Source organism: Flavobacterium reichenbachii (assembly GCF_002217435.1).
Taxonomy (GTDB): Bacteria; Bacteroidota; Bacteroidia; order Flavobacteriales; family Flavobacteriaceae; genus Flavobacterium; species Flavobacterium reichenbachii.
Genome location: NZ_MUHF01000006.1, coordinates 66,441 through 79,463, shown reverse-complemented (window position 1 = coordinate 79,463; position 13,023 = coordinate 66,441). Strand labels below are relative to the sequence as shown.

Here is a 13,023-nt window from a genome sequence, read left to right as displayed (position 1 = left end):
GCTGTTTTTTATAAGCCTGTAGCTATTGTTTTTAAACCTCTTTCGCTAATCAGATTTTTTCTTACGCTTGCAGCACGATATAATTCAACCGGATTTAAAGCTGCGCCAGAACGTAAGCGTGCTTCTGCAACCAACGCACGAACATCTGTACGGAATGCATTTTGCAGGATTTCTTGTGCTCTTACAACATCATTTTCTTCCTGTGCTTTTTCTAGTGCTTTTCTGTCTACAGAAAGTGCCTGAGCATAAGCAATCATAATAGCTTCTACAGATTGCAATAAGTCTTCTAATGGATCTTTGACATTGTGAGAAGCATCGATCATCCAGCCTAAATCTTTGGCGTGATTCATTCCTCTTGCATCCATTCCGTCAACCAATTCATTAAAAATCAAGAACAATTGGTATGGTTTTAATGCGCCTGCAGTTAAATCGTCATCTCCATATTTTGAGTCATTAAAGTGGAAACCTCCCAATTTATTTTCCATTAATAATAGAGAAACAATCTGCTCGATATTGGCATTTGGCAGATGATGACCTAAATCTACCAAAGTCTGTGCTTTATCACCCAATTTTTTTACATATGAATAAGATTGTCCCCAATCTGCCACTGTTGTAGAATAAAAGTTAGGTTCTGCACATTTGTATTCTAAAAATAATTTCCAGTTAGACGGCAGTGCGTCGTAGATTTCTTCTAAGCTTTCTAAAGTATTTTGGTATGCTTTACGAAAATTTAACTGTCCCGGAAAGTTTGAACCGTCTGCAAGCCAAATTGTAAGTGACTCAGAACCCAATTCGATTCCGTGTTTAATTACTTCGATATTATGTGCGATTGCCTGTTTGCGAACTGCTTTATTTACATTTTGCAAAGAGCCAAATTTATATGTATTTGCAGCATCTGCCTGATCTTGAAAAGTATTAGAATTCATGGCATCAAACTTTAAACCGTGTTGTCCGGCAAGTGTTTTGATGGCATTATAATCTGTTGGAATGTCCCACGGAATATGAAGCGAAATAGCACCCGAAGCATTATTTAAAGCATGAAGCAAACCAACATCTTCTATTTTTTCTTCTAGAGATCGAGGTTCTCCCCCGCCCGGAAAACGACCAAATCGTGTTCCTCCTGTTCCTAATGCCCAAGATGGAATTGCAATTTGAAAGTCGATAAGTTTTTTAATAATCACTTCTGTATCATTGATTTCTGAAGCAGTATAAACGAGTTTGTTTTGGTGTTTTTTTAATAATTCATCATTGTGTGACGAAATGTGGTTTGATGAGATTAGCATAATTATTTTTATTTTAATAGAGTTTACAATATATAAATTTTATATGTTTAGTATATTTTTTTAACACGCAATGCTTAGTTTTTTGACGCGGATGATGCGGATTCGCTATCGCGAAGACACGGAAAAAAAAGGATTTTTTTATTCTAATGATTTAAAAAAATCTGTGCAGATCAGCGTTTTCGAAATAGCGAATCCGTTTTATCTGTGTTCCATATCTTTATGTGATTATTATTTTTAAACTTATAAATTCTATAATAACTGAACTCCAGTTTGACTTCACTTTTTTGTTATATTTTTTGTCTAATTCAAAAAATGGTGTGGCTAAAAAAATCTAACGTCCGAATGATATCGAACGCTAGACCACAAAAAACCACTTTTGCTTAAACAAACTTATATAAAAAACTAAACAACTTATCTATAAAAGCCCATTGCAACACCGCCGTCTACGTTAAGGGCATTTCCTGTAGATTTATTCAGGAAACCGCCAACAAAAGCAAAACATGCGTTTGCAATATCATCCGGCAATATAATTTCATTCAATAAGGTACGTTTTGCATAGTATGCCGGTAATTCTTCTACCGTAATACCATATGCTTTTGCACGTCCTTCTGCCCATCCGCCAGACCAGATATTAGAATCTGAAATTACAGCATCTGGATTTACGGTATTTACACGTATTTTGTCTGCACCTACTTCGGCTGCCATCAAACGTGTTAAATGTGCCTGTGCCGCTTTGGCCGAACCATAACCAGGATTATTAGGACCTGCAACTACTGCATTTTTAGAAACAATATTTACGATGTCTCCTCCAAATCCTTGTTTACGCATTACTTCGATTCCGGCTTTAGAAACAATAAATTGTCCTTTTACCAAAATGTTATAAAGTCTGTCCCATTCTTCAAGCGTATGCTCTGCAATAGATTTCGAAATACTGATCCCTGCGTTGTTAACTAAAATATCAACTCCGCCAAAAGCCAAACATGCTTCGTCTAATGCTTTTTCTGTACTTATTTCATCTGTAACATTTAATAAAGTGCTTGAAACTGCATCTTTTCCGAATGCTTTAATAAACTCAGCTGTTGCTGCTTCTAAACGCTCTTCATTAATATCATTGATAATTACGCAAGCACCTTCCTGAGCAAATTTCTTAGCGATAGCTTTACCAATTCCTCCTGCAGAACCCGTAATTAAAGCTACTCTTCCAGACAATGCTTTTGGTTTTGGCATACGCTGTAATTTTGCTTCTTCAAGTAACCAATATTCAATATCAAAAGCTTCCTGGTGCGGTAAAGAAGTATATTCTGAAACTGCTTCTGCACCTTTCATTACATTTACAGCATTGATATAATATTCTGATGCCAGACGCGCCATTGTTTTATCTTTGGCAAACGTAAACATACCCACTCCAGGGTATAAAATAACAACTGGGTTTGGATCACGCATTGCCGGCGAGTTTGATTTTTTACAAGCATTGTAATAATCTTTGTACATCGCACGGTAGGCCTCAAATGCTGGTTTTAATTTAGCTTTTACAGCTTCAACATCAGACAAATCTTCGTTTGGATCTAATTCTAAAACCAAAGGACTGATTTTAGTTCTTAAAAAGTGATCCGGACAAGAGGTTCCCAGCGGAGCTAATTTTGAGAGATCATTAGAATTAATGAATTCCAAAACTCTGGCATCATCTGTATAATGACCAATCATCTGACGTTCTGATGAACAGAATCCTCTTAAGATTGGTGCAGCTTTTGCTGCTTTTAATTTACGATCTGCTTCTGGAAGACTGTCGATTTTTTTACCTCCAAAAACAGCACGTTTTTTTCCGTAATTACTTTCTAAGTATTCTGCACATTTCTCAATTACTTCAAGTGTATTGATATAACTTTCGTACGCAGTATCTCCCCAGGTAAATAGACCGTGAGAACCTAACATTATACCGCGTAATTTTTTTCCTTTTTTCGCTGCTTCTTCAAGGCAGGATCTCAACTGAAGACCAAGATCAAAACCTGGGCGCTGCCAGCCTACCCATCCTATTTCGCCGTTGAATAATTCATCGGTAATTTTAGCTCCGTCTTTTGCCGCTGCGATTGCAATTGCAGCATCCGGATGAAGGTGGTCAATATGTTTGAACGGAAGAAAACCATGTAACGGCGTATCAATAGATGGCGCTTTTGATGCTAAATCAAAAATACAGTGATTGAATAATTCTACCATTTCGTCTTCAAACTCAATTCCTCTGTAAACATTTTCAAGATTACGAAGTCTTTCTAAATACAAAGCCGCACAACCTGATTTTGTCAATGTACCAATGTCGCCGCCAGAACCTTTAATCCACATTACTTCAGAAGATGCACCTGTTAAAGGGTCTTTATCTGTAATTTTAACAGAAGTATTTCCACCTCCGTAATTGGTCAATCTTAAATCAGCGCCTAACAAGTTAGAACGATAAATAAAAAGCGCTACTTCATCTCCTGCTAGTGCTGCTGCCTTAGCATCATCCCAAAGGTAGCTTACATGCTTAAAATTCATATTAATTGTGTTTATATTCGACATATAGTATTTATATTATTTTTGTATTATTTATAATGAGTTACCAATTCCAACTATAACAATCGAGAGCATAATAAGTCCGATTCCGTAGATAAATGTTCTAAAGGTGCTTTTAGAAACTCCCGACCATTCTTTCAAATAAAATCCCCAGAAATTAGCAGTCAAAATGATCGTTGCCATATGCAGAATCCAAGAGCTGGCACCGTTTCCTAATTTGCTTTCGCCCATTCCGTAAAAGAAAAACTGAAGAAACCACATTGTTCCGGCAAGTGCAGAAAAAAGAACATTTTTAGTAATTGGTGTTTCTTTATTTACATAATCACCAATTGTTTTATTTTTAAAATTCAAATAGATACACCAGATAAAATTGGTTGTTAAACCTCCCCAAAGCAAAACGATATAAGTAACATTGTTTTGAAATAATGGGTTACAGCCGTTAATAACAGCTTGTTCTGCCATTGGTTTTCCAGCTTCTATTCCGTAATTAAAAAACGAACTCAAAATACCCGAAATCACCGCGATAATCAATCCTTTTACCAGGCTGAAATCTTGGTCTTTATTTTCGTGGCCTCCTGCAAGATCTTTCTCTTTCATGATTCCTGCTTTACCAGAAATTCCTATTCCAACAAGACATACTGCAACTCCAAGTAAAACTAATTGTCCGCCAGTACTGGCAAGCATATCAGAGAATGAAATTTTTCCTTCTGTAGGATTAAAATCATAATATATAGAAGGAACTAAAGCTCCAAAAGCAGAACAGAATCCTAATATAATAGAGTTACCAAGAGACATTCCTAAATAACGAACTCCTAAACCGTAAGTAAGTCCGCCAATTCCCCAAATCAATCCCATCGAAAAAGTAAAGGCTTTTATAGACGGTGCCGCTGCTGCGATAATTTCCGGAAAATTTGGAATCGTTAAATAAGCTGCGATTGGCGGTACAATCAGCCAGGAGAAAAATCCTCCAACAAGCCAATAGCTTTCCCAAGCCCAATTTTTTACTTTCTTAAAAGGCATATAAAAACTACCTGAAGAAAACCCTCCGATAGAATGAAAAATGATTCCTAATAATGATTCCATTTAATTTTTTTGTTTGTGGTTAGTTTGTTAGTTTTTTGGTTTTGTAAAATAATAGAATGTAAAAAACAAAACTGTCCTGTACTATCCTTTACGGTTTTGACATATTATGTTAAAACTAAGGATTATTACAAAGAACAACTTGAATATATTAGAAAAACTAATTTAAAATGGCTATTTTAGCAATCGATTTCGTAATTATTATATCCGCAATCGCCAGCAAATAAACGTATTAATAAAAAAAATAACAGAAGTCTTATTTGCATTCATTCAGCTTGTAAGAAAACATCCAGACAAACCAATTAGTGTTTTTCGTTTTATTATAAATAATATCTTAGAATTAGTTCATTATATGCCCTGAGCTTAATTTGAAAAATAATGTCATGATTAAATTAATTAAAATAGATGAAGATTCCAGAGTCCCAAAATACAAGCAGATTGTAGACTCTATTCTTCAGAACATCGCAAACGGAAATTTAAAAATAAATCAAAAAATACCTTCGATAAACAGTTTCAGTGAAGAATTTTATATGTCTCGGGATACTGTAGAAAAGGCTTATAACATCTTAAAAGAACGAAAAATAATTTCTTCTATTAGAGGAAAAGGCTACTATATAACCCGTACAAAATTAGAATCTAAAGTGAATATTTTGTTCCTGACCAATAAACTGAGCGCGTACAAAATGAAAACGTACAGCTCATTTATTAACACATTGGGTGCAAATGCTCATACCGATCTTCATATTTACCATTGTGATGAAACTTTGTTTTTAAATCTGCTGGATAAATTTGAAGGCGCATACGATTATTATGTTATTACAACTCATTTTAAAACAGATGAATTAAAACATTTAAGTTTTACTGACGAAGTTGTAAGCGCGATACAAAATATTCCGCAGGATAAATTGGTTATTTTGGACAATATTAAACTCGGAATGGGAAGCGAAGTGATCAAAATTTATCAGGATTTTGAAAATGACATTTATAATGCCTTAAAAGAAGGGCTTTCTAAAATTTCTAAATACAAAAGATTAATCTTGGTTTATCCTGATAAAGCAGTTTATCCTTATCCAAGAAGAATTTTGCACGGATTTAGGAAATTTTGTGTGGAGCACGAAGTCAATTTTGAAATCCTGAGTGAAGTGTATGATGATATGATTCTTAAAAGAGGAGATCTCTTTATTACTATCGAAGAATCTGATCTGGTAAATTTAGTGAAACAGATAAGAGATGAAGAATATGTTCTGGGTAAAGATATCGGAATTATATCCTACAATGATACGCCGCTAAAAGAATTACTTGGTATAACCGTTATGTCTACCGATTTTAATGTTATGGGAGAAACTGCTGCACGCATGATTTTAAATAAAGAAAAAGGACAGGTAAAAGTTCCGTTTAATTTTATTGACAGGAATTCTATTTAAGGTGCTAAGGTTCTTAGAGGTTAAGATTCTAAGGTTTCTGCGATCAAAACAAAAACCTGTGGAGTTAGTTTCTATTTTGTTAGTTACTTGTAATTAAGCTATAAAAAAACCTCGCTTTATCAGCGAGGTTTTTCATTTTTTCTATGCAGAAAATTATTTTTTAGATTCTTCGATAGAAACTTTTCTGAACTCTTTTAAAAGTTTTTCAATTTCTAAAGTAGCTTTACGTGCTCTTGGTCCAGCAGCTTTAATTCCTTTTTCAGTTAAAGATTCTGCTTCTGCTCTAAATGTGTCGATTTCGGCGTTGATTTTTACTAATAAATCTTTCATTGCTTATATTTGTTAAATTAAGGCACAAAAATAAAAGTTTGTGTGATAGTTACAACAATTTTGCTGTTAAAATTATTGCCGATTTTTGACTCAGAATTTAACATTAAATTTACTTCATCAATTTTCTGTTTTTAATTATGTTTAATAAATTAATAACCAATTACTTACTTAAAAAACATTAATTAGACAGATTCTATATTGACTATGCGACACAATAAAATAATTTATTTTATTTCTAAAAATTTGAGAAAATAAAGACGTTTTGTCTGTTTTAAACTTCTGAAAGCTAGTTGTTTTTTGAAAAAATTAAGCTTTAAACGCATTTTTGAACTATCCTAAATAGAAGAAACGTCTTTCGGATAGTTTTATTAATCAAAACACAACTATTTTTTTACTTCAATTTTTATTTTAGCCGAAAGCTCTTTTGCGAGATTTATAACATAATTGGTAAAATAAGCTGCATCCTTAAAGCCTTTATCTGCGCTCAATTCCCAACCTGCAATAGCATAATAACTAATTTCCTGATTATTTTTTACCTTAAGTTCTGCCAGATAAGAATCTGTTAGCTGTCCTGTTTTGGGAGCTTCTATATATCCTTTGTAACTATTTTTGGGTACTAATATAGCAGTTCCCAAAATCCATTCGCGGTTATAGGTTAGATAATCATGCTGTATCATGCACACCCAGTTTCCTGCCTCTATTACTTGCAGAGGTTTTTCATTTTTTAAATTGGATAATGCGATCAAAAGTGTTTCCTTTCCTTTTAAACCTTTTAATGTTACTGTATTTTTATAACCATACATTCCGGGCCAGATAGAAGTTGTTTCCTGTACCTGATATTCATTTCCAGACGCTTTCCAATTCTGATAATTATAACTCAAAATAGAGTTTACAGGACCCTCGCTTACAATTTTAAAAGAAGTTTTTTCAATATTATTAATTGTATCACTAATAATAATACCAAGTCTGTTAATTTTATGATCAACCATTAAAGCATAACCGCCTAAACCAGCTGAGTTTCCAACAGGAAAAATATCTCTTCCCCAATCGTACATTACATGATAATTATCTTCGACAGCACCTTTACTATCAATGCCAACATCTTCTGGTGTAATTCCAGGAGTTTTTTTTCCAAAAACATCTTTAGAATTTCTTCCATCCAGATAGTGTCTAAAACCTACTTTATCATTTTCCCAAGTTGGTCCGTCGGTTTGGTATTTTTGATAGCCCAACTTTTTGTATACTTCATTGGCTAATAAAATTTCATCAGTCGCCGGATGAACCGGGAGATCCTTACCTTCTCTTTTTCCAAATCTTACACTTGTTTTTATTACAAATTTAGGATCTGTTTCGGACCATTTCAGCATTATTTTTTTTTCTTCCTTTGGAGAAAAATCAGCTGTTAAAAAAATTTCGTCCCATTTTCCATCTCCATCAAGATCATTAACTTGAGCAGGAATGGTATCCGTTTTTGAAATTAGAATAGGAAAAATTGCTTTGGTATCTTTTACCAAAAGCTGTGTTCTTTTTATCGAAACGGCTTTTTGAGAAAGTGCTAAATCTGAAGTGTTTTTTAAAATAATCTGCTGTCCCACATTTTTCTGTTGTGCTTTGGAGTTTCCCAAAAACAATACAGACAGCGCTATTGAAACATAAATTTTGGTCGTATTTTTCATTAGTATGATATAACTTTTTATTTTAGAACAATTTACTCATTTTATATAAATGAAAAACCTGTTTTATTGAAAAATTAAACATTAGATTTTAGATCCATGGATTAATACTAAAACGTATGGATCTATAAAATTAATATAACTCCATAGGTTTTTGTTTTGATCCAGATTCATTGCATAAAAAAAGTGCAAAATAAGAAATGACTTATTTTACACTTTGTATTTATTTTGATCAACTGTTTATTTAAGACAAGAGAAACAAGGCTTTATAATAATCTTTAAACTGCATCTCTAAAATATTTGAATTAATGAACTGTGTTTCAGATTTAACTGGTGAATCTGTAACTGATTTATGAAAATGAATTTTTAATTCTTTGATGATTTCAATCCTTGTTTTAGTTCCATCTAATAAAAATAAGCTGTTAACTTCTTCTAAAAGAAATAAATTAGAATAAAGTTGTCCATCAAACAAGAACAACAAACCATTTGCAGCTTTATTTCCATTTTTTAAAAAATGAATTAATTCAGCTTTATCATAAATAACGTAAACAAAGTGATCAAATACTTCTGGTATATTTTTACAATCGAACATCAAAGGGTGTTCAGAAAAATCAAATTCTTCTTTAAATTTCCTTTTAAACATTTTTAAAAAAGTGCCTTTATTGTCACACACTAAAATTCTTTCCTTTTCCATTTTCCTTTCCTTGAATTATTAAATGCTAAAACAAATTTTCATCGCGATAGACAAACACTAAATTAGACCTTTGTAACATGCGTAACATTACTTTCTACAAAGGTTATTAATTGTTCGATATTTCGCTTATCACTACATTTATTTGAAATTGTAATGATGTAACCATTTCTTTTCTTTACATAGAGAAAGAAAAAATCCTTAGTCAGGATTGCTTTTTCAATTTCAGTCCACTGATGCGCAAACTCACCTAGCGGTGAATGTACATAAATAGACGAGTTGGTAAAATTGAATTTATATTTACTGATAAAAGAATCGAATCTTAACAGTTTTTTTGCGAGCTTAAATATAAGCTTACAGATTGCATCTACAATTGAATATTGAATGAACAGGAATACTATAATAAGTATTAAACTTCTAATCATCCATTGTATCAAATCAGTTTTGTGATCAACTCTAAAATAGTCAAACAAAATTAAACCAAATAACAACAAAGAAGAAAAAATGGTTACTTTTTCTTTGTACAGATGCTTAAAATACATCTTATTTAACTTTCTTATTTCAGAAATATTTAGTTTGAACTCTAAAGAAAAAGCAGCTGTATTCATAATATCTGCATTACTATCTAATACATTAATTAATTCAGTTTTGTGCATTTTATAGACAAATCAATTCTATAAATATTATGCAAAACTCCCTCATAAAAAGTCAAAAATCTGCCTGATTAAGCTTATAAAATGTTAGAATAAGACTTTAAAATCAAAATTTCAACTTCTGCAATTTTCAATTTGCATCCATAAAACAAAAATATAAGTGTTTTCTGATTTTTTTGTCGTCAAAACAAATTAAAAAAACTACCTGTATAGATTAAAAATATATCAGAATAAGACTAAAAAACACATTTTAATATATTTATAATCAATTAGTTAAATACATCTATCATTTTAATATTCAAACGAAATATTTATTTATTTTTGTTTCTTTTTTCAATCGTAAAATAAATAATTTCTTACACTCATGAATTTAATGTTTTTTGACAATACAACGACATAACTTAAATAATCGAGGAAAAACATAATTTCTACCTACAGAATTAATTACATTCTCTAAAAAAAGAAAAAGTACTGATTATCAAATAATTAACAAATAATATATTAACTTTATAAACAAATCCATTTTCTTATGAAAATAATTGAACATTCCTATAGTGCAGACTTGGCTTGGGTTGAACCTTTTGCAAAACAGTTTGAAGGAAGAGTTGAAGGGAATTTTATTATGGTGCCTGAAGATTCACAATCTGGGACTAGATATTTTCTTGAATGCGAAGAAGGGATTATTGCATACTACATTAATGTTACGTACAAAAAAAATTACCATTTAATTCAAAAAAATATTAATAAGGATTTTGTTGGTTTTTATTATAATCTTACTGATGGTGAAGCTAGCGTTTCCGGAGATCATTTTAGATACGATGTCGGAAGATGGCAATACAATTTAGCGCTTATAGACAGTACCTTAGAATCTACTTATGTTGTCAAATCGGGAAGTAAAACATTTGCTCTTTGCATATTTATAAAAAAAAGCCTTCTTGAAACATATGCAAAAAGGAATAATATCGAATTTGAAAATATCGAAAAAATTGTTGATCCTAAAATCAATACAATGATCCGTTTTGACAGAATGAGCAATGATAGTTTTCATCTTTTGCAAGATTTAAGGAAATTGAAAGTGGGCGGACCTGTATTTGATTTAAATCTGGTTGGAACGGTACATATGCTGATTTCAAATTTTCTAAAAAAAATTGCCCGAAACAGAATCATAATACAAACAGTCAATAAAACAGACCTTGCTAATATTATTAATGCACAAATGTTTTTGGTTGAAAATATTAATGATCATTTTCCAAGTATTAAGGTTATGGCAAACAAGGCAAATATGTCTGAATCTAAATTCAAAAATTTATTTAGAAAAATTACCGGAGAAACTCCCAGCATCTTTTTTATGAATAACAAATTGCTTTTGGCAAAAGAACTTTTAGAAAAAAAACAGCTTACAATAACACAAATTTCTGACCAATTAAATTTTACCAATAATTCTTATTTTGCTTCTAAATTTAAAGCTCATTTTGGAATTTCTCCAAAGACATACATTAAACAGCTATAATGCATTTATTATTAAAAATTTAATAACATAATAATCATTATGCTTATGAAAACAATTACCCATCTTTCTACGTTGTTTCCCAGCTCTCTTGATAAATTGGCTGAAGGACTCGAAACCAAAGTTATAAACAACAAACTTATTTCTGTCCCAAAAAAATTTGGGGATGGATGCCTCTTTTTTACTCAGATTACTCCCAATATTTCAGCATTATTTATTGATGTAACATTTAATACTGAGATAAAATTTCATCGTATTTCGGGTCAGGACGATTTGCTCATTTTTCACTATGATTTAAGTGAGCATGTCAACATAATTAAAATTAACAATATGGATTATGAAATTGGCGCATTTGATAGACTTGATCTCGCCATTATTGATAATAATATTGACAGCATTTTTAAACCTGCTGCTAACGAAAGAACCGTTGCAATACGTTTAATCATCAATAAAAATATACTTACTGATTTTGTAAAAACCTATTCAGAGCAGATAAAGGAGCAAAAAACAACAAGCCAGAAAGTATCTTTTTATCATTATGGCAATATTGACAGCAATAGTATCTTATTAATCCAGTCCGTAAAACACTCATCGATTAAGGATTTATCTTTTGAGCCGTTTCTTAAGGGCGTTTCTTTAAAATTGCTGGGAAACTTTTTTAATAAATTTTACAATCCAGATTCTTCCAGCAGCAAAATTCGAGAAATCGAAAATACTTCTATTGAAAAAACAAAAGAGTATCTTCAGAATAATGTACACGGACCATTTCCTTCTTTGACTTTTTTAGCGGCGATGGCTGGTATGTCTGAATCTAAGTATAAGGACTTATTTAAAAAATGCTATAATACAACGCCTAATATTTTCTTTGTTAATGAAAAAATGAAATACGGAAAAAAACTTTTGAAGAGTGGAAATTTTCGTTCGCTAACCGAAATTATTTATGAATTAAACTACACTAAACTGAGTTACTTTACATCGAAATATTATGAAATCTTTAATCGAAAACCGTCTGAAGATTTCGTAAAAAACAGACGTTGACTTATCTTAAAATTAAAAAATAAAATAGGAGAACACTTTGCTCTTCTCCTATTTTATACTCTTTCTAAGGTTTTCTACTGATGGATCTTTTATCGCTTTAATTTGGTTTATTACAATCTGAGCAATTTCAGATGCGCCTTTTAAAGATAAGTGAGTATCGTCTGCTTTTGCCGTTTTATAAAAAGCATTTTCGCCTTCTTTAAAATGTAAATGAAGCAGTTTTGATTTTTCGGGACCATAAGATTGTTCTAACAGTTCTGTATAGTATTCTAAATCAATAAACGGTACTTTATATTCCTGTGCCGTTAATCTGGTTTCTAACGGATAATCTCCATGTGTTGGTACCAATACACCTTTTTCGTTAAAGTTACGTCTGGCGATAGAAGTCAGCAGTATTGGCACAGCGCCTTTCTGTCTGCTCTCGTTTATAAATCGGATCAAATTATATCGGTAAGCGGTATGAGGATTTGTATAACGTGTAGAATCTTCTATTTTTTCGTCGTTATGTCCAAATTCGATAAATACATAATCCCCTTTTTTTAATTTATTATAGATTGAATCCCAACGTTTTTCGGTGATAAAACTCTTGGTACTTCTTCCGTTTACTGCTTTATTTACTACGACAATATTATCCTTAAAAAGGGGTTGTAATACTTGCGCCCAGCCGTGTTCGGGATTGTTTGCAGGATCTTTTTTATTTGCCATTGTCGAATCGCCTATGCAATACAATGTTGTTTTTTGTGCAAAACTGGCAGAGGCTATCAAACAAAAAAGTAATATGTAATATCTCATTTTTT

Annotated in this window: 11 protein-coding genes; 3 read left to right on the top strand and 8 right to left on the bottom strand. The window is 31.9% G+C overall.

Going from position 1 to position 13,023, the window contains the following annotated elements; genetic code table 11:
• Nucleotides 1–8: 8 nt before the first annotated feature.
• The 3 genes from B0A68_RS06465 to rhaT all read right to left on the bottom strand — a co-directional run bounded on the left by B0A68_RS06465 (nt 9) and on the right by rhaT (nt 4,913).
• On the bottom strand, nt 9–1,283 hold the full coding sequence (locus B0A68_RS06465; RefSeq protein ID WP_035688980.1) for a TIM barrel protein: 1,275 nt from the start codon (nt 1,281–1,283) through the stop codon (nt 9–11).
• A 411-nt stretch (nt 1,284–1,694) separates the two neighbouring features.
• A complete protein-coding gene (locus tag B0A68_RS06460; RefSeq protein WP_035688973.1) occupies nt 1,695–3,836 on the bottom strand; it encodes a bifunctional rhamnulose-1-phosphate aldolase/short-chain dehydrogenase in 2,142 nt (713 codons plus the stop codon).
• A 27-nt stretch (nt 3,837–3,863) separates the two neighbouring features.
• Nucleotides 3,864–4,913 (bottom strand): L-rhamnose/proton symporter RhaT, encoded by a 1,050-nt coding sequence (gene rhaT, locus B0A68_RS06455; RefSeq protein WP_035688971.1) that lies wholly within the window; start codon nt 4,911–4,913, stop codon nt 3,864–3,866.
• 380 nt (nt 4,914–5,293) lie between these two features.
• Here rhaT and B0A68_RS06450 point away from each other — a divergent pair, with 380 nt between their 5' ends.
• The gene (locus B0A68_RS06450) at nt 5,294–6,334 is read left to right on the top strand and encodes a GntR family transcriptional regulator (RefSeq protein ID WP_035688969.1); all 1,041 of its coding nucleotides are present in this window, start codon (nt 5,294–5,296) and stop codon (nt 6,332–6,334) included.
• A 153-nt stretch (nt 6,335–6,487) separates the two neighbouring features.
• Here the strand turns inward: B0A68_RS06450 and B0A68_RS06445 are convergent, their stop codons facing one another.
• The 4 genes from B0A68_RS06445 to B0A68_RS06430 form a co-directional block, all read right to left on the bottom strand.
• Entirely contained in the window at nt 6,488–6,664 is a 177-nt protein-coding gene (locus B0A68_RS06445; protein ID WP_035688967.1) for a histone H1, read from the bottom strand.
• Nucleotides 6,665–7,047: 383 nt separating this feature from the next.
• Nucleotides 7,048–8,340, bottom strand: a complete 1,293-nt coding sequence (locus tag B0A68_RS06440) for a DUF4861 domain-containing protein (protein WP_035688965.1) — start codon at nt 8,338–8,340, stop codon at nt 7,048–7,050.
• Between the two features lie 241 nt (nt 8,341–8,581).
• Entirely contained in the window at nt 8,582–9,031 is a 450-nt protein-coding gene (locus B0A68_RS06435; RefSeq protein WP_035688963.1) for a hypothetical protein, read from the bottom strand.
• A 62-nt stretch (nt 9,032–9,093) separates the two neighbouring features.
• Nucleotides 9,094–9,684, bottom strand: coding sequence for a YcxB family protein (locus tag B0A68_RS06430; RefSeq protein ID WP_035688961.1), 591 nt, complete (start codon nt 9,682–9,684; stop codon nt 9,094–9,096).
• A gap of 526 nt (nt 9,685–10,210) precedes the next feature.
• On the opposite strand from B0A68_RS06430, the gene B0A68_RS06425 reads away from it, so the two are divergent.
• Both B0A68_RS06425 and B0A68_RS06420 read left to right on the top strand, forming a co-directional pair.
• Nucleotides 10,211–11,191, top strand: a complete 981-nt coding sequence (locus B0A68_RS06425) for a helix-turn-helix transcriptional regulator (protein ID WP_035688959.1) — start codon at nt 10,211–10,213, stop codon at nt 11,189–11,191.
• 45 nt (nt 11,192–11,236) lie between these two features.
• Nucleotides 11,237–12,226, top strand: a complete 990-nt coding sequence (locus B0A68_RS06420; RefSeq protein WP_035688957.1) for a helix-turn-helix domain-containing protein — start codon at nt 11,237–11,239, stop codon at nt 12,224–12,226.
• 48 nt (nt 12,227–12,274) lie between these two features.
• Here the strand turns inward: B0A68_RS06420 and B0A68_RS06415 are convergent, their stop codons facing one another.
• On the bottom strand, nt 12,275–13,018 hold the full coding sequence (locus B0A68_RS06415; protein ID WP_035688955.1) for a rhamnogalacturonan acetylesterase: 744 nt from the start codon (nt 13,016–13,018) through the stop codon (nt 12,275–12,277).
• Nucleotides 13,019–13,023: the final 5 nt, after the last annotated feature.